At 71.8% G+C, this 18446-nt stretch carries 12 protein-coding genes; 9 read left to right on the top strand and 3 right to left on the bottom strand.

Annotation, left to right across the window (positions count from 1 at the left end; all coding sequences use genetic code 11):
• Nucleotides 1-48: 48 nt before the first annotated feature.
• From dxs to ACRWND_RS08125, 3 genes are all read left to right on the top strand, one after another.
• Complete coding sequence (gene dxs / locus ACRWND_RS08135; protein WP_431947480.1) at nucleotides 49-1977, top strand: 1-deoxy-D-xylulose-5-phosphate synthase; 1929 nt, start codon at nucleotides 49-51, stop codon at nucleotides 1975-1977.
• Between the two features lie 148 nt (nucleotides 1978-2125).
• Nucleotides 2126-3637: an amino acid permease gene (locus ACRWND_RS08130; protein ID WP_431947478.1), complete on the top strand. Its 1512-nt coding sequence runs from the start codon at nucleotides 2126-2128 to the stop codon at nucleotides 3635-3637.
• A gap of 37 nt (nucleotides 3638-3674) precedes the next feature.
• Entirely contained in the window at nucleotides 3675-5219 is a 1545-nt protein-coding gene (locus tag ACRWND_RS08125) for a glycosyltransferase family 39 protein (protein WP_431947477.1), read from the top strand.
• Between the two features lie 88 nt (nucleotides 5220-5307).
• Here ACRWND_RS08125 and ACRWND_RS08120 read toward each other — a convergent pair whose 3' ends face one another.
• Nucleotides 5308-6624, bottom strand: coding sequence for an MFS transporter (locus tag ACRWND_RS08120; protein WP_431947475.1), 1317 nt, complete (start codon nucleotides 6622-6624; stop codon nucleotides 5308-5310).
• A 454-nt stretch (nucleotides 6625-7078) separates the two neighbouring features.
• Nucleotides 7079-7486, bottom strand: a complete 408-nt coding sequence (locus ACRWND_RS08115) for an NTP pyrophosphohydrolase (RefSeq protein ID WP_431947473.1) — start codon at nucleotides 7484-7486, stop codon at nucleotides 7079-7081.
• A gap of 140 nt (nucleotides 7487-7626) precedes the next feature.
• Between ACRWND_RS08115 and ACRWND_RS08110 the strand changes: the two genes are divergently transcribed.
• The 3 genes from ACRWND_RS08110 (at nucleotide 7627) to ACRWND_RS08100 (ending at nucleotide 10678) form a co-directional block, all read left to right on the top strand.
• Nucleotides 7627-8364 carry a DsbA family protein gene (locus ACRWND_RS08110; protein WP_431947471.1) on the top strand — a complete coding sequence of 246 codons (738 nt, stop codon included), beginning with the start codon at nucleotides 7627-7629 and terminating at the stop codon, nucleotides 8362-8364.
• Between the two features lie 89 nt (nucleotides 8365-8453).
• Nucleotides 8454-9725: a peptidoglycan-binding protein gene (locus ACRWND_RS08105; protein WP_431947469.1), complete on the top strand. Its 1272-nt coding sequence runs from the start codon at nucleotides 8454-8456 to the stop codon at nucleotides 9723-9725.
• Entirely contained in the window at nucleotides 9722-10678 is a 957-nt protein-coding gene (locus tag ACRWND_RS08100) for an SPFH domain-containing protein (protein ID WP_431947467.1), read from the top strand. The genes ACRWND_RS08105 and ACRWND_RS08100 overlap by 4 nt, the downstream gene beginning before the upstream one ends.
• 3 nt (nucleotides 10679-10681) lie before the next feature.
• Here the strand turns inward: ACRWND_RS08100 and ACRWND_RS08095 are convergent, their stop codons facing one another.
• A complete protein-coding gene (locus ACRWND_RS08095) occupies nucleotides 10682-11764 on the bottom strand; it encodes an LCP family protein (RefSeq protein WP_431947465.1) in 1083 nt (360 codons plus the stop codon).
• 173 nt (nucleotides 11765-11937) lie between these two features.
• On the opposite strand from ACRWND_RS08095, the gene ACRWND_RS08090 reads away from it, so the two are divergent.
• The 3 genes from ACRWND_RS08090 (at nucleotide 11938) to ACRWND_RS08080 (ending at nucleotide 18388) form a co-directional block, all read left to right on the top strand.
• Nucleotides 11938-13071, top strand: a complete 1134-nt coding sequence (locus ACRWND_RS08090) for a hypothetical protein (protein WP_431947463.1) — start codon at nucleotides 11938-11940, stop codon at nucleotides 13069-13071.
• A gap of 293 nt (nucleotides 13072-13364) precedes the next feature.
• Nucleotides 13365-17069, top strand: coding sequence for a bifunctional glycosyltransferase/CDP-glycerol:glycerophosphate glycerophosphotransferase (locus ACRWND_RS08085; RefSeq protein ID WP_431947461.1), 3705 nt, complete (start codon nucleotides 13365-13367; stop codon nucleotides 17067-17069).
• A gap of 119 nt (nucleotides 17070-17188) precedes the next feature.
• Entirely contained in the window at nucleotides 17189-18388 is a 1200-nt protein-coding gene (locus tag ACRWND_RS08080; protein WP_431947459.1) for a hypothetical protein, read from the top strand.
• Nucleotides 18389-18446 lie beyond the last annotated feature (58 nt).

Below are 18446 nucleotides of genomic sequence, written 5' to 3'. Positions count from 1 at the left end.
CGAACACATACACTCGGGTAACCGGTAAGCGACAACAAGGAGGCACGGGTGGCGCTGCTGACCCGTATCAAGGGACCGCGCGACCTCGACCGGCTCACCCCGGAGCAGCTGGTCGAGCTGGCAGGCGAGATCCGTACCTTCCTGGTCGACGAGGTCTCCAAGACGGGCGGGCACCTGGGGCCGAACCTCGGTGTCGTCGAACTGACCATCGCCCTCCACCGCGTCTTCGACTCGCCGAAGGACAAGGTGCTGTGGGACACCGGACACCAGTCCTACGTCCACAAGCTGCTCACCGGACGGCAGGACTTCACCAAGCTCAAGAGCAAGGGCGGCCTGTCCGGCTACCCTTCGCGCGCCGAGTCCGAACACGACGTCATCGAGAACAGCCACGCCTCCACGGTGCTCGGCTGGGCCGACGGCCTGGCCAAGGCCAACGAGCTGCTGGGCAAGCGCGACCACACCGTCGCCGTCATCGGTGACGGCGCCCTGACCGGCGGCATGGCCTGGGAGGCGCTGAACAACATCGCCGCCGCAAAGGACCGCCCACTGGTCATCGTCGTCAACGACAACGAGCGTTCCTACGCCCCGACCATCGGCGGGCTCGCCAACCACCTCGCCACGCTGCGCACCACCGACGGCTACGAACGCTTCCTCAGCCGCACCAAGGAGCTGCTGGAGCGTACCCCCGTCATCGGCCAGCCGCTGTACGAGACCCTGCACGGCGCCAAGAAGGGCTTCAAGGACTTCATCGCCCCGCAGGGCATGTTCGAGGACCTGGGCCTGAAGTACGTCGGCCCGATCGACGGCCATGACATCGCCGCGCTGGAGTCCGCGCTGCAGCGCGCGAAGCGCTTCGGCGGCCCGGTCATCGTGCACTGCCTCACCGAGAAGGGCCGCGGCTACACCCCGGCCCTGCAGGACGAGGCGGACCGCTTCCACGCCGTCGGCAAGATCCACCCCGACACCGGCCTGCCCATCGCCGCCTCGGGCGCGGACTGGACCTCGGTCTTCGCCGAGGAGATGGTCGAGCTCGGCAAGGAGCGCGAGGACATCGTCGCCATCACCGCGGCGATGCTCCAGCCCGTCGGCCTGGACAAGTTCGCCAAGGCCTTCCCCGAGCGCGTCTACGACGTCGGCATCGCCGAGCAGCACGCCGCCGTCTCGGCGGCGGGCCTGGCGACCGGCGGACTGCACCCGGTGGTCGCCGTCTACGCGACCTTCCTCAACCGCGCCTTCGACCAGGTCCTGATGGACGTCGCGCTGCACAAGTGCGGTGTGACCTTCGTCCTGGACCGCGCCGGCATCACCGGCACCGACGGCGCCTCGCACAACGGGATGTGGGACCTGTCGATCCTCCAGGTCGTCCCCGGTCTGCGGATCGCCGCCCCGCGCGACGCCGACCAGGTGCGGGCCCAACTGCGCGAGGCCGTGGCGGTCGAGGACGCGCCGACCGTGGTCCGCTACTCCAAGGGCGCGGTCGGCCCCGCGGTCAAGGCGGTCGGCACGGTCGGCGGCATGGACGTACTGCGCGAGGCCAAGACCCAGAGCGACGGCGGCACACCGGACGTCCTGCTGGTCTCCGTCGGCGCGCTCGCCCCGATGTGCCTGGAGATCGCCGACCTGCTCGACGCCCAGGGCATCACCACCACCGTCGTCGACCCCCGCTGGGTCAAGCCCGTCGACGAGGCCCTGCCCGGCCTCGCCGCCGGCCACAAGGTCGTCGTCACGGTCGAGGACAACGGACGCGTCGGGGGAGTCGGCTCCGCCGTCGCCCAGGCCCTGCGCGACGCGAACGTGGACGTGCCGCTGCGCGACTTCGGCATTCCGCAGCAGTTCCTGGACCACGCGAACCGCAGGGAGGTCATGGCCGAGATCGGCCTGACCGCCCCGGACATCGCACGCCAGGTGACCGGCCTGGTCAGCCGGCTGCAGGGGCGCTACGCCGACGAGCCCGCGCCGCAGGTCGCGAGCGACTGACGCCGCTCCCCGTCCCTCCTGTGACACCGGGCCGGGCGACACCCTTACGGGTGATCGCCCGGCCCTTCTGCCGAGGTGTAGGCGCGCCAGATCCGGTCACACGCATCCGCGAGTGCTGTGATGCAGGAACAACTGTGGAGGTGCGCCGGTGGACGTGGGCGGTAACGCTGCAAAGGGTCGAAGCGGGTTCTTTCGGGCCAAATCAGTCGAAGACTCCCTGAAGGACACCGAGGAGCCGGAGCACGCGCTCAAGAAGTCGCTGTCCGCTCTCGACCTCACCGTCTTCGGTGTCGGTGTCATCATCGGCACCGGCATCTTCGTCCTCACGGGCAAGGTGGCGAAGGAGAGCGCGGGCCCGGCGGTCGCCCTGTCCTTCGTCGCCGCCGGCGTGGTCTGCGCGCTCGCCGCCCTGTGCTACGCGGAGTTCGCCTCCACCGTGCCGGTGGCCGGGTCCGCGTACACCTTCTCCTTCGCGACCCTCGGCGAACTGCCCGCCTGGATCATCGGGTGGGACCTCGTGCTCGAACTGGCGCTGGGCTGCGCCGTGGTCGCCGTCGGATGGTCCGGGTACATGCGCTCGATCCTGGACAACTGGGGCTGGCACCTGCCGTCCGCGCTGTCCGGCGGCACGCAGGACGGCTTCCACTTCGACCTGCTGGCCTTCCTGCTGGTGGCCGCGCTCACCGCCATCCTGGTCGCCGGGATGAAGCTCTCGGCCCGCGTCACCTCCGTGGTCGTCGCCATCAAGCTGGCCGTGGTGCTGATCGTGATCATCGTGGGCTCCTTCTTCATCAAGGGCAGCAACTACGCGCCGTTCGTCCCGCCCGCCGTCTCGTCCGAGGGCGCGGCGGCCGGCATCGACGCCCCGCTCATCCAGCTGATCTCCGGCTTCACGCCCTCCCAGTTCGGCGTCATGGGCATCTTCACCGCGGCGGCCGTGGTCTTCTTCGCCTACATCGGCTTCGACATCGTCGCCACCGCCGCGGAGGAGACCAGGAACCCGCAGCGGGACGTGCCGCGCGGCATCCTCGGCTCGCTGCTGATCTGCACCGTGCTGTACGTCGCCGTCTCCATCGTCGTCACCGGCATGCAGCACTACAGCCGGCTGTCGGTGGACGCGCCGCTGGCCGACGCCTTCAAGGCAGTCGGCCACCCCTTCTGGGCGGGCCTGATCGCCTTCGGCGCGGTGGTGGGCCTGACGACGGTCTGCATGATCCTGCTGCTCGGGCAGAGCCGGGTCTTCTTCGCGATGAGCCGCGACGGTCTGCTGCCGCGCTTCTTCTCCCGGGTCCACCCCACGCGGGGCACGCCGTACCGCTCGACCATCCTGCTCGGCGGCATCGTCGCGATCGTCGCGGGCTTCACCTCCATCGAGGAACTGGCCGAGCTGGTGAACATCGGCACCCTGTTCGCCTTCGTCGTCGTCGCCATCGGCGTCGTGGTGCTGCGCCGCACCCGTCCCGATCTGCCGCGCTCCTTCCGTACCCCGTTCGTGCCATGGCTCCCCGCGGTGTCGGTGCTCGCCACGCTGTGGCTGATGCTCAACCTGCCGGCCGAGACCTGGCTGCGGTTCGCCGTCTGGATGGTCCTCGGCTTCATCCTCTACTTCCTGTACGGCTACCGGCACAGCAGGCTCCAGGGGCCGGCCCGGCAGGGGTGAGCTGACGCACGCCGAGGGCGCCCGGTACGTTGGGCGCGTGCCGACCCGCCCCGAGACCGCCCGCGCCGCCGTGCCCGCGTTCCCGGGACGGCGGGCGAGCGCGGCCCCGTCCCCGGCGCCCTCGGGACCCCGCTGGTCCTCGTGGACCGTGCTGCTCCCGCTGCTGACCCTCGTGGCGGCTCTGGTGCATCTGCCCTCCTTCCTCCGCCCGGTCTGGAACCCCGACGAGGGGTTCCTGGCGACCCAGGCGCGGGTGCTGGCCTCCGGCGGTGTGCTCTACGAGACGGTCGTGGACCGCAAGCCACCGTTCGTGCCCTGGCTCTACCAGGGGGCCTTCGCCCTCTTCGGCGACGGCTCGCTGTGGCCCCTGCGGGTGGCGGCGGTCGCCGCGCACGTGGTGACGGCAGCGCTCCTCGTCGCCCTCGCCCGGCGCCGCTGGGGCGACCGGTGGGGCGCCGCCGCAGGCTTCGGCTATCTGCTGCTGTCGGTGGGTCTGGCGCCCGAGGACACCCAGGCGGCCATCTTCGAGGTCTTCACCCTGCCGTGGACGGTCGCCGCCGTGCTCTGCGCCGACCGCGGGCGCTGGGGCGCCGCCGGGGTGGCGGTGGCGGGGGCGGCGCTGACCAAGCAGACCGGCGCCGCGGTGCTCCTCCCGGTGCTGTGGATGCTGTGGCAGGCCCGGCGGGGGAGTGCGGCAGCGCCCGCCCGGGCGCCGGCGGGCGCCGGTGCGTGGGCCCGGCTGGCGGCGGGATGCGCGCTGCCCGTGACGGCCGTGGCCCTGGCGACCGGTGCGGGGCGCTTCGTCTTCTGGACCGTCACCGGCTCCGGCGCCTACCTCTCGCCCGAGGGCGCGTGGCTGCTCGCGGCCGGGCGGGGGCTCGGCAACGCCGCGATCCTCGCGGCGGCCGGGGCGGGGCTCGTGCTGCCGGCCGCCTGGCTCGCCGCGCGCCGGCGGTCCGGCGCCGGGGCCGAGCTGTGGCTCTGGCTCGCCGCGTCCGCCGTCGCCGTTTTGGCGGGCTTCCAGTTCTACGGGCACTACTACCTGCAGGCGCTGCCCCCGCTCACACTCGTCGGGGTGGCGGCGCTGCGCCGGCTGCCCGCGCGCGGCATGGCCCGCAGGGCCGCTGTGGCCTGGACGGTGCTGGCGGCAGCCGTCTTCACCGGCTGGGGCTTCGCCGCGCCGCGCGCCGAACTCGACCATGCCCGCGCGGTCGCGGAAGCGGTCCGCGCCCGCACCGGCGCCGGGGAGACCGTCCTGGTCTGGGGCATGCACCCGGAGCAGTACTGGCTCTCCGGGCGCGCACCGGCCGGCCGTTTCCTCACCGCGGGGTTCCTCACCAATTTCAGCGGCGGCCGCGGTGGGACCCGGGTCGGCGAGGAGTACGCCGTGCCGGGCGCCTGGGCGGACTTCCGCAGGGAGTTCTCCGCCGCGCCGCCGACCGTCGTCGTCGACGATTCCCGGGGCGCCCCCTACGGCGCGGCGTATGTGCCGGGCCTGCGCCGTCTGCTGGACCGGGGCGGTTACGAGCCCGTGGCCACCGTCGACGGCGCGGTGCTGTACGCGCGGCCGGAGCAGCGGTAGTCAGGCGCGCGCCGACCGCGGTCGGGGGTCGGCGGCGCGGTTCGTCGCCGCATCGGTGCGTACGATCCGCATCTCCGGAGGGATGCGGTCAGGCCGTCACCTCGGTGGTCCCGACGTCCGCGCGGGGCGGTGGGTCCAAGGCCCCGCTGCCCCGGGCCACCCTGGTGAATGCGAGAACCACGCATGGTGCCGCGACCAGGGCCGACAGCAGGAAGATCCCGCGCGGGCTCCACCACAGGACGGCCAGCGAGGCGGTGACGAAGCCGAGGACGTTGGCGAAGCTGTCCACCATCGTGTCGATGCCTTCGACCTGCCCGAGGTAGGCGGCCGGGATCCTGCTCATGTAGAGCGAGCTGACGGCGACGTTGTAGGGCGCGTTGGACAGGGCGCTGACGGCGACGCCGACGCCCAGTACGTAGACGTTCGGAGCGATGCCCATGACCACCTGGGCCACACAGAGCCCCAGCATGGACAGGGCCATGATCCTGCCGAGGTGGGTGGATCGGGCCAGCACGGTCACCGCGAGGGCCGCCACCACGGCGACGGCGCCGTTGAGCGAGTAGAGGTAGCCGAGCGAGGACGGGCCCAGGGCCAGGCTCCGGGTGATCAGGAAGATCAGCCCGTAGTTGGTGCAGGCGGTCAGGAAGGCCACGCCGTACGAGGCGAGCAGCAGGGAGCGGATCGGCGGGCTCCGCAGGATGATCCGGGTGCCGTCGACGAAGGCCGCCCAGGGCTTCGTGTCCGGCGTCCCGTCTCCATCGCCGTCGTCGACGGCGCCGTCCCCATCGGCGCCCGCGGCGGCCCCGGCCGGGGCGGCGGTCAGCTTCCGGCGCAGGACCCACAGGATGACTGCCGACACGGCGAAGGTGGCACTGTCGATGAGGAAGGCGCGACCGGCCCCGCCGAACGCCAGCGTCACCGCGGCCAGCGAGGGCCCGGCGATCTGCATCACCCACTGGCCGGTCTCCATCAGGCCGTTGGCGCGCGGCAGCCGGTCCTGCGGTACGAGCCTGGGCAGGAGCGCGAAGGAGGACGAGGAGAAGAACACCCCGATGCCGTTGCCCGACGCGACCAGCACGAGCGCCCACGCGGCGTTCCCCGTGGCGGCGCACCCGGCAAGGCCGAGGCCGACGGCGATGCGGACGAGATCCGCCACCACGAGCACGGAGTACTTGTCGTAGCGGTCCGCGATGACACCGGACACCCCGCCGAGCAGCATCCCGGGCAGAGTGGCGAGCAGTACGACGAGCAGCCGGGCACCGATCGAGCCGGAGGTCGTTTCGAACAGCCAGACGTTGACGGCCAGAAGCCGGAAGGAGTCGCCGAGCATCGAGACGGCGAAGGACGCGTAGAACAGCCCGAAGGCGCGGGGCATCCGTGTCGCGCCGGGAGCTTCCGTCGTCATGTTCTCTCTCGCTGCCTTCGGCCGATCCTCTTCTGTTCCGGAGCCGCGCCGCGAGCGGCGCATCCGGCGGGCCATTGCTCGGGGTCAGGGGCCCAGGCGACGTCGCCGACGTCGGACGGGCGGCCGGGGCATGGGCGGTACCGCGACCCGGTCCGCGACTGCGGCGACCACGGCACGGTCCGTCCGCCGATCCCCCGTTTCGTGAGACTCACCGATCAACTCCTGAACCCGGCGTGTCAGTTCTACCTCCCCGCTGTCCGCCGGCGACAGCGAATAAGAGGCCGCGCGGACAGGCGGGGTGGAGCAAGGAGCGGGTCGAGGGCCGAGTCCGGCACGGCGGAGAAGGAGGACGCGGAGCTGCGGCGACCGACAACGCGGCCAGGAGAGAGCCATCGACCCGCGACGCCGGCCCGCCTGTCCGCGCGGCCTCCGAGAGCGGCTGGGGCGGGGTGCGTCAGGCGCGTACCGAGCGAGGCCCGGTGACTGCCGCGCCGTGGGCGGTGACCCTGCGGCGCAGTTCGCGGTCGGCCGTCACGACCAGGCACAGCCGCTGCGGATCGCGGTCCGCGACGAGCTGCGCGATCAGGTCGTCGCCGCTGCCCGCCGCCGCCTCGACCCGCACTCCGGGGGCGGGCGCCACGCCCCGGGCCGCGCCCTCCACCACGAGAACGATGTCGAGCGGCGCGCGCCGGGCCCACTCGGGCACGTCCGCCCGCTCGGGCAGCCCGGTCCGCGCCAGCGCTGCCAGGGCGTCCCGCACACGCTCCGTCGCCCCCTGCCGGTCCCGCCACCATCCGTCGGGCACGGACCCCACGGTGTTGGCGGCGTCGACCACCACCAGGGGCGCTGTCCCACCGTCCATCGGCGCACCGTCCACCGGCCCACCCTCCCACAACGGCCCTCGGGCGGCTCGGGCGACCGGCGAGGGGACTGCTGCCCCGCTCCCGCCGGTGATCCGTACCCCCCACGGGGCGTGCGTGTACGCGATGGTAGAAAGTCCCGGTGAAACAGACGAAGTCCAAGCGCTGGCGGTCCTATGCCGGGACGGTGATCGTCCTGGGCGTGGTGTTCGGGGGTTCCGCCGTCCTCGGGGCCCATGTACGCAGTGAGAAGCAGCACGAGGTCAAGGCACCGGCCGGGGCCTCCGGCGAGGAACAGCTGGCGGTGCCGGTGCGGCCGACGAAGCTGCCGGTGACCCTGACCGTGTACGAGGACCTGCGCAGCCCGGAGTCGAAGGCCTTCGCCTCCGAGTACGCGGACACCCTCGCCAAGCTGGTCGCCACCGGGCAGGTGCAGATCGACTACCGTCTGGTGACGCCCACCGACGCCGCCGACGGCGGCGCCGGCTCCCTGGCCGCGGCCAACGCTGCCGCCTGTGCGCAGGACGTGGGCCGGTTCCAGGAGTTCGTCGCGCAGGTGTGGGACGCGCAGCCCGCCGACCCCCAGGACGACCCCTTCACCAGGGTCACGTTCCTCAAGGACCTGGCGAAGAAGGCGGGGGACGTGGACGAGACGCACTTCGTCCCCTGCGTCCAGGGCGGGGACCACGACGGTTGGGTGCGGCGCTCCCAGGAGGAGTTCGCCGCGGCCGGATTCACCTCCGTGCCGGTCGTGCAGGTGAACGGCGAGACGGTCACCGACCCCGCGGGCGGTGCGCCGGATCTCACGCCCGAGCAGCTGACGCGGCTGGTCGACAAGGCTGTCGCCGAGGTCGTGGAGAACACCACCGCGACCGGCTGACCACACCACCCGCTGTCATTCCGTCAGATTGACTGGAAAATCGGGTAATAAGGGCATGTGGCACTCGATCGCGAGGAGTGGTGGTGCACATGTCCACGCCGGTGTTCGACGAGGTCGGGCCGCAGCCGGGCTGCGTCTGTGAGGACTGCGCACGGCGGCGGCTGATCCGGGCGGCGACCCGCGCCACGTCCCCGTGCGCGCCACCGGCCGCGGTCCCCGCCGCGCTGGTCCTCCTGGCCACGGGGGGTGCCGCCGTCATGGCGCCCGCCGCGGTGGCCGCCCCGGCGCAGGACGCCGGCCAGGCCGCGCCCGCCGGTCGGACCCAACAGGCGCGGCCGGACCTGGCCGGCGCCACGGCCCCGCTGCGGCTGACCCGCGACCAGGTCATCCAGCGGGCCCGGCGCTGGGTCGACGCGGGCGTCCCGTACGACATGGGCCGCCGCTGGCGGGACGGCTACCGGCAGGACTGCTCGGGATTCGTCTCCATGGCCTGGGGCCTGGGCAGCAGCCAGTGGACCGGTACCCTGCCGCGCTACGCCGAACGGATCGGCCGCGACGAGCTCGAACCGGGCGACATCCTGCTCTTCCACAACCCCCGCGACCCCGTGGACGGCTCCCACGTCACGATCTTCGGGGGCTGGGCGAACGCCGCGCACACCCGCTACGTGGCCTACGAGCAGACCCGGCCGCGGGCCCGCGTGCGCACGACGCCGTACGCCTACTGGGACCACTCCAAGCGCTATGTCCCCTACCGCTACAAGTACCTGCGCGGCGAGGGCCCAGGCGACCTCTACGACGACCTCTACGGGGAGCTCGCCGGCGACCTCGGCCTCGGCGACCTGGCCTCCGGGGGCTACCCGGGCAGCTGGTCCTTCGGGCCCGGCGCCACCAACGGCTATGTCACCCGGCTCGGCACGATGCTGCGGCAGCGCGGCGCGGGCGCCTACTACGCCGACGGTCCCGGGCCCCGCTGGAGCGACGCCGACCGCCGCGCCACCCGGGCCTTCCAGCGCGCCCAGGGCTGGGAGGGCGACCAGGCCGACGGCTTCCCGGGTCCCCTGACGTGGCGTTACCTGATCCAGGGCGCGGGGTCCGACATCGGCGGCAGCCGCCCGGCGGCGCCCCCGGCCTACCCGGGCATCGACGCCTTCAGGCCCGGCCGGTCGAGCCCGCATGTGCTCGCGCTGGGACGGCGGCTGGCTGCTAAGGGCTTCGGCCGGTTCTACGCGATGGGCCCCGGTCCCCGCTGGGGTGAGGCCGACCGGCGCGCGGTGGAGGCCTTCCAGCGGTCACTGGGCTGGTCGGGAAGCCAGGCGGACGGCTACCCGGGCCCCGGGACGTGGAGGCGGCTGTTCTCGTGACGATCACCGCTCAGGGGAGCCCGGCCGAACTCCCCGCCCCCGCCCAGGCCCCCGCCGTGGACGCGGCCCCCGGCCCGGCCGCCGCGGCGCCGCTGCCCGAGATCGCCGAGCGTCCGGGGCGCTGCCTGCCCGGCGGCGTCGCCGTGCTCACGGCCCTGGCGGTCGCCGCCGGCACGGCCGCGCTCCTGCTGGGCCCCGCCGGGTCGTCGCCCGTCCTGCGCGGCAGCGCCGCGGCCTTCCTCGCGGCGGTCGCCGCCCTGACCGCGCTCGGCCTGGTCCGAGGCCGTCCCGGCGCCGTCTGGCTGCTGTCCCGGCACGGCGCCTACCGCGGCACCGTCCGCCGCACCGGGCTGCTGTGGATCAGCCCGCTGCTCCTCCGCCGGCGGGTCGACACCAGCCTGCGCCACTGGCGCAGCAGCCCCATCGAGGCCACCGACGCCAAGGGCATCCCGCTCCGGACGACGGTCCTGGTGGTGTGGCGGGTCCGGGACACCGCCCGGGCCGCCTTCACCGTCCACGACCATGTCCGCTACCTGCGCGAGCAGGTCGAGGCCGCGGTCGCGCGGTGTGTGTCCCGGCTGCCCGCCGACGACTTCCACGGCCCGGGTCCCACGCTGCGCGACGCCGACCGCCTCGCCGACGACCTCACCCGGAGCCTCGTCGAGGACCTGCGGCCGGTCGGGGTCGAGGTGTTCTCCGCCCGGCCCGTCCGCGTCGACTACGCCCCCGCCGTGGCCGCGGCCATGCGCCGCGCCCAACTCGCCGCACTGGACGCCCGTCACCGCCGGGCCGCCCTGGACGACGCCCTCACCGCCGTCGGCGAGACCGTGCGGGGTCTCCTCGACCGCGGCCTGGTCGACCTCGAAGACTACGAACGCAAGGCGCTGGTACGGGATCTGACGGTCGCCTACTGCACCGCGCGGGCCGTGGAGGGGCCGCCGCCCGCCGGGTGAGCCTCAGTTGGAGGTCGTGGACTCCAGCACCGACCGGGGGACAGCGGTGTCCTCCCGGATCGCCTTCCACAGCCGGGACGCCTGCGGCTCGGCGGCCACCACGCGGTTGGGGTCGACCTTGTCGTAGGCCACCGGCAGCATGACCGTGCGCAGGTGGTCCGGGTCGAGCCCCTGCAGGCTGCGCCCGAAGTCGGCCAGCTTCCGCAGGGAGCCCAGACCGGAGTCGGTCGTCAGGGAGCGGGTGGCCGAGTCGGCGACGCGGTAGGCCTTGGCGGGGCTGCCGAGCAGGTTCTGCCGCTTGACCTCGTCGAGGGTAGCCAGCAGGAACTGCTGCTGCAGCCCGATGCGGCCGAGGTCGCTGCCGTCGCCGATGCCGTGGCGGGTGCGGACGAAGGCGAGCGACTCGGTGCCGTCGAGGCGGTGCGTGCCGGCCTCCAGGTCCAGGCCGCTGGACGTGTCGTGGATGGTCTTGTCGAGGGTGATTGTGACCCCGCCGAGGGAGTCCACGAGATCCTGGAAGCCGGCGAAGTCCACCTCGACGTAGTGGTCGATCCTGACGCCCGAGATCCGCTCGACGGTCTTCACCACGCAGGCCGGGCCGGCCAAGGTGTAGACCGAGTTGAACATCACGCGCCTCGCGGACGGCAGCGGGCTCCCGTCGCGGGCGGTGCACTCGGGACGTGTGATCAGGGTGTCCCGCGGGATGCTCACCGCGACGGCGCTCGTGCGGCCCTCGGGGATGTGGAGGACCATGGCCGTGTCCGAGCGGGCGGTGCCGCCGGTGTCGCCGCCCGCCAGGCCCTTGTTGGCGCCCGAGCGGGAGTCGGAGCCGAGCACCAGGATGTCCATGGCGCCGGTGGCGAGCTTCTCGGGGCGGTCCGGCCCGAGTTCCTGTTCCAGGTCGATGCTGCTGAGGTTGGAGTCCAGGCGCTGGTAGGCCCACCAGGCGCCGCCCCCGGTGAGCAGGATCAGGGCCAGGAGCGTCCATATGACGACCCTGCGGATCCGCCGGCCGCGGGACCCGCCCGCCTTCGCGGCCGGGGCGGCCGGGACGGTCTCGTGAACGGTGTCGGTGGCGTGCGGCATTGCGTGCGAAGTCCTCCGTGGTGCGCGGTCCCGGGAACCGGTCGCGACGCCGGGCGCCGCAGCCCTCCCTCTCGTGGCCGAGATCCGCGGAAGTGTAGCCCGCGTGCATATCATGAGAAGAATCGGGTGTTCTGATGGCGAACAACCAACGGGGCCGAGGGGGGCCGCACGTCATGAGGGGTGGAGCGGCACGCGCCGCGCGACGTCGGCCGGCGGCCCGGCGGGCGGCCGGCCCCTCGGGCGCCGCGGACACCGGGGAAGCGGCGACCGGCGCGGCCGCCGGAACCTGGCTGGTGCGCGGCGCCGACGGCAGGCTCACCGCCTACGCCCCCGGCCGGGACGGCCTGCTCCGGTGGACGCAGACCGCACCGGGCGGCGACGAGTGGACGGGTCCGCGCTTCTTCCCGGCCGCCGGTCTCACGGATCTGTCGGTGGTTCGGGGCCCCCAGGGATTCGTGCACTTCGTGGGCCGCCGCGAACGTCCGCTGCCCGACGGCGGGGTGACGGTGGACGTGGCCTACGCGCTGCAGTACCAGACGGGGCGCCCACTGACGGAGTGGGTGTCGGTGGGCAACCCGCACAAGGACCCGGGGCTGGCCGTGCGGCTGGGCGCGCCGGCGGCCGCCGTCGACGCCGCGGGCACGGTGCACGTCTTCGTGCGTACCGCTGACGGCGGCGTCATGCTCCGGCGCGAGGGCAGGGGCGGCGCCTGGGAACCCTGGCGGGACCTGCGCGGTCACGGTGTCCGTGACGGGCTCTGTCCCGTCGTCTCGCCGGACGGCCGCATCGAGTTGCTGGCGCCCACCGCCACCTCGGCCCTGTATTGGACCCAGTCGGAGGCCGGCGGGGCACTGCGGCGCTCCCTCGACATGATCCCGGCACCGGCGCCGGGATCGCTCACCGCGCTCGTGACCGCTCCGGACAGGCTCACCTACCTCTGGACCGATGCGGCGGGCTCCGGCCTCGTCGCCCACCGACTGGGGGGCTGGGTCGTCCCGCTGGGCGGCAGCCCGGCCGCCGACACGGGCAACGCGGTGCTGCGTACGGTGCTGGACGGCCAGGACTGCATGGTGGTGGCCCACCGGGGACGGGACGGGAGCGCGATGGTCGCGGTCTGCCGTACGGAGGCCGAGGCCTCCGGGACGTGGTGGGTCGACACCGGCGTGCCCTGTCTCGGGACGCCTTCCCTGGCCACCGACGCCCAGGGACGTGTCGTGCTCGCCCTGCTGGGTCCCGACGGAGGGCTCCGGGTGGCACGGCAACGCGAGGAACCCGGCCTCACTCTGGCCGCGTGGGCGCGCGTCTGAGGCGGCGGTCGAGCCCGGGGGCGCCAACACGGCCCGCCCCCATGTCGGACATACCGCCTGGAATCGCAGGTCAAGCCTTGACCGTATCCAGGACATGAGATTGTGTTCACCCCGTGAGGGTTTCCTGTTAAACCATCGCGATGCCACGGGGGAGACCCGCGGACCCGCTCGCTCATCAGGCGTGGACGCGGCATTCGGGGCGGGGTTCGGCACGTCCGGCGTCTGGTGCCGGACCGTGCGAGTTGCTTGAGTGGGAGTGATGGGTGCCTGTGCGCCGGCGGCTGAGTGTTGTCGTGCCCTTCCAGGACGTCGAGATCTATCTCGAGGAATGCCTGGAGTCGATCGCCCGGCAGACTTTCGGGGATCTCGAAGTGATCCTCGTCGACGACGGATCGACTGACGCGTCGACGGAGATCGCCCGGGACTTCTGTGCCCGTGACTCCCGCTTCCGGCTGATTCGCCAGGAGCCGCACGGTCCCGGTCACGCCCGGAACGTCGGCATCCGCGCCACCCACCCAGGCGCCGAGTTCCTCGCTTTCGTCGACGGGGACGACGTCATCCCCGAGCACGCCTACGAAGTGCTGGTGCGCACGCTCGAGAAGTCCGGTTCGGACTTCGTGTCGGGAAACGTGCAGATGATGAACTCCAGCACGAAATGGCAGTCCCCGCTGCACCGAGGGCCGATGCAGGCCAATCGCCGCGGCACGCACATCACGAAGTTCGACGCCCTCATCTACGACCGCACGGTGTGGAACAAGGTGTTCCGGCGGTCGTTCTGGGACCACCACCGCATCGCGTTCCCCGAGGGCGTCCTGTACGAGGACTCCTGGGTCAACATGTTCGCCCACTTCAGGGCGGAGAAGGTCGATGTCGTCACGGACGTCGTGTACTTCTGGCGTCGGCGGGAAGGCGGGGCGGCCCCGTCGATCACGCAGCGCCATACGGAGATCGGCAACCTCCGGGACCGTGTGTCCGCGGTGCAGTCGGTGAGCCGATTCCTTGCCGGGCACCAGTCGCGGGAGTTCGATCTCCACAAGCGCACGTACGACCTCGCCTGCCTCAAGTCCGACCTGATGCTGCACCTCAAGGTGCTGCCCGACGCCGATGAGGAGTACAGGGACGCCTTCGTCAACTGGGCCAACCTGTTCCTGGACGAGGCCGATCCGACCATCATCCAGGAACTGCCGGCCGACGCGCGGGTCAAGTGGCTGCTGGTGCGCGAGCGAAAGCTCGACGAGCTCCTCGACGTCATCGAGTTCGAGCGCAAGGGCGGCCCGATGCCGGTGCGCCGCCGCGTCCACCGCTATCTGAACTACCCGTACCTGGGCGACCGTTCGGTGGGGCTCGACAAGAGCGCCTACCGCCTGGACAAGGAGCTGTCGCTGCACGGTTCCGTCCGCGGCGTGCGCTGGGACGAAGACGACCTCGTCATCGACGGCTCCGCCTACATACGCTTCATCAACGTGCACAAACGGCATATGTCGGTCAAGGTCATAGCGCTCCGCCACAAGAAGCAGGGCCGCCTGCTGGTCACGGCCGCGAAGACCACGTTCGATCCGCAGGCCACCGAGCAGTCCAACCAGAGCCGCTACTGCTACGACTGGTCGGGCTTCGAGGCACGGATCGACACCACCCGGCTGAAGAAGAAGGGGAAGTGGGTCGAGGGCACCTGGGACGTGGCCGCCGGGGTCCTCAGCCGCGGTCTGTTCCGCTACCGGGGCCTCACGCGCGGCACCGCCGGTACCGCCGCCAACCCGCCGTACCGCTATGTCGACAAGAACGTCCGGCTGGTCCCCGTCTTCCTGCAGGACAAGCTGAAGCTCCGGGTGGAGATCGTCCGCTGCCGCATCACCCGGCACCGGGTCGACGGCGACCACCTGGTGATCGGCGGCGTGTACCTGGGGCCCCGGGTACCGGACTGGGGCCTGTTCGGAGTGACCAGCATGGGCGGCTCGGGGCACCACGAGTCGCGGGTGGTCTTCACCCCGGGAGGCGAGGGCTGGTGCAGCTTCGTCACCCGCATCCCGCTGGACAGCCTCGTGCCCCGCTCCCGCTCGCAGGACGACAGCGCGATCCCGCAGAGCTGGAGCATGGGCAGCAACGGGTGGAAGACCACCCTGCGGGTGGAAGGCCGGAACGCGACCCTCTACCCCGTCATGGCCGAGGGCGTCGAGGACGGGCGCCACCCGATGCCGCACCGCCTGCAGACCCCGGAGGGTGACCGGGAGGTCTTCGTCCACCGCAACGGAGCCGGATACCTGGTGCTCTTCGAGCGCGCCATGCTCCCGACGGTCACGGACGTCAACTGGTGGGCGGACGGATCGCTGGAGATCGTCGGCCGGTACCCGGCGGTGGACCGCCTCTCCTCCATCGAGTTCGCCTCCGCGCACCTGGTGGCCCGCTCCCGAGCCCACGGTGCCGAGCGCGTCGTCCCGCTCGTCTGGAGCGGTCACGGGTTCCGTTCCGTCCTCACCCCGGCAGCGATGCGCACCCTGGCGGGCGACATACCGCTCGCCTCCGGACGCTGGGACTTCTTCCTCAGACGGCAGGACCCCTCCGTCGTCCCGGCGGAGGAGCGCTCCGAGGACCTCATGGTGAAGATCGAACAGGGGCTCATCGGCGGGCTCCCCCGCTCGCACACCGAGAACGACCGGACGTACGAACTGCAGGCGGAGGGGTACGACCGGCTGTCGCTGCTGGTGCACTCGGCGATGCCGGACGCTGCCCGCGGCCCGTACCGGCAGAAGCTCCTGCGCACCAGGACCTATCCCGCCGCCCGGCGCAAACCCGTCCGTCCGGCCGTGCTGTTCGACGCCTTCAAGGGGACCCAGTACTCGGACAGCCCCCGTGCCGTGCACGAGGAGATGGTGCGGCGCGGCGTCGGCCTCGAGGCCCTGTGGGCGGTCCGCGACGACCAGGTCGCGCTGCCGTCCACGGCCCGCCCGGTCCGGATGTGGTCGCCCGAGTGGTACGAGGCGCTGGCCACCTGCCGGTACATCGTCGCCAACAACCACCTTCCCGACTGGTTCGAGAAGCGCGACGGCCAGGTGGTCGTCCAGACCTGGCACGGCACCCCGCTCAAGCGCATCGGCCACGACATCGAGGCCGTCCACTTCGCGGACCGCCGCTACCTGGAGCGGGTGGAGAAGGAGGTGCGCAACTGGGACATGCTGGTGTCGCCCAACAGCTTCAGCACGCCCATCCTCCAGCGCGCCTTCCGTTTCCCCGGGGAGATGGTCGAGTCCGGGTACCCGCGCAACGACGTCCTGCGCCGATCCGATTCCGGAGAGCGCGCGGCCGCGGTGCGCCGGCGGATCGGGCTGCCCGACGGCAAGCGCGTCATCCTGTACGCGCCGACCTGGCGCGACGACCAGTTCTACGCACCCGGGAAGTACAAGTTCGACTTCCGCGTCGACCTGGACGACGCCCGTGCGCGACTCGGCCACGACCACGTCCTGCTGGTGCGCCGCCACCCCAACGTCGTGGACCCGGTGCCGCGGGCGGGGGACGGCTTCGTGTTCGACGTGTCCGACTACCCGGACATGGCGGACCTCTCTCTGATCACCGACGTGATGATCACCGATTACTCGTCGCTGATGTTCGACTTCGTGAACACCGGCCGGCCGATCCTCTTCTTCACCTACGACCTCGAGCACTACCGTGACACGCTGCGCGGTTTCTACTTCGACTTCGAGCAGTGCGCTCCCGGACCGCTGGTCTACACCTCCCGGGAACTGATCGACGCGATCAGCGACATCGACCTGGTCCAGAAGGCCTACACCGAGCGGTACCGCTGGTTCCAGGAGGAGTTCTGCGACCTGGACGACGGATACGCCTCGGTGCGGCTCACGGACCGCATCCTCGCGGCAGGCGGTGACTCCCCGCAGTCTCCGGCCCCTTGGGCGCCACCGGCCCCGGCGCGTCGCATGGGGACGCAGGGCGTCGGGAACAAGGCGCCCGAAGGCGCCGCAGGAAGCGAATACGAAGTCACGACCTGACCCCGCCGAACGACGGACGGAACCCCCGAGGGGCGTGCCCCCCGGCACGGTTCCGCCTCACCGACCGTGCGCGGGACGTCTCGTGTCGCGTCGTTGATCCAGGGAGAATGATCTCGCGCATGGCGAAGGAAGCATCGGGAGGACGTCCTACGTTCAGAGGCATCGAAGCCTCCGGGGCGTTCCCCGTCGAGTACCGGTTCGCTCACGCGAAGAACGGGAACCGCCACCTGGTGGTGGTGTTCGCGAACTTCTCGGCACCGCTCGACTACGGCTGGTCCAACGGGGTCTTCGACGGGCTGCGCGCGAACATCCTGTGGATTCGCGACCGGTTCGAGGGGATGAACAGCTACTACCTCTGCAAGGGCATGGATTTCGGGCTGGAGCAGTCCGTGGCCACCCTGGTGTGGAAGGTGATGGAGGCACTTGACCTGACACCGGACCAGTGCACCTTGTGGGGTGGCTCGAAGGGCGGGAGCGCGGCCCTCTACTTCGGTCTGAAATACGGATTCCGGAACGTCGTGTCCATGGTGCCGCAGTTCCTGGTCGGCTCCTACGTGGAGCGGTACCACCCGAAGGTCGCCCGGTTCATGATGGGTGAGGTGTCGGAGCAGAACGTGCGGATCCTCGACTCCGCCCTTCCCAACCTCGTTCGCGCCGGCGCCAACCGCGGTGCCAACCTCTACCTGCTCTCCTCCCGGCAGGACGCGCAGTACGAGGAGCAGATCGCCCCCTTCCTCGACCTGTTCCAGGACTACGAGAACGTCAACTTCATCTACAGCGACTCCCCGCTCATCGCCGATCACACGGAAGTGACCAGGCGGAACGTCCCTCCTCTCATGGGAATCGCCCACCTCCTGGTCGACGGGATCGCCCCGCGCATCGGATTCGTGCAGAACGGATTCGAGGAGCCCCGCCGCGACAGGTCCGCGATCGACTCCTACCTCGAGGCCACATCGGTTCGGCAGGGCCAGGCGATCGCGGCGCCGGTCGTCGTGACTCCGGTCGACGGCCGGCAGGTGCCCGCAGGCGCCGTGCGGATCTCGGGGACCGCCCCCGGCGCCGTCCGTGTCAGCCTGTGGGAGAACGGCCGGTACCTGGGCTCGGGTGCGGTCGGCACCGAGGGCACGTGGTCGTGGGAACCCGACCGGCCGTGGAGCGAGGGCACGCACCTGGTCAAGGTCTTCGCCGTGGACGCCCGGGGCTACGAGTCCGCACGGACCCAGGTCGCCATCTCCGTCACGCAGGAGCCGGCGGCGTCCGTGTTCCCAGCGCCCACGGACCGTGAGCTGCACGACGGAGTCGCCCGCTTCACGGGGTGACGCACCCTGAACGCCAGCGAGGGCCGTACGGGATCACTTCCTCCGTACGGCCCTCCCT

The sequence above is a fragment of the Actinacidiphila sp. bgisy167 genome (genome assembly GCF_965342175.1).
Taxonomy (GTDB): domain Bacteria; phylum Actinomycetota; class Actinomycetes; order Streptomycetales; family Streptomycetaceae; genus Actinacidiphila.
Note: the sequence above shows the minus strand (reverse complement) of the source record. Positions and strands in the feature narration are given on the sequence as shown.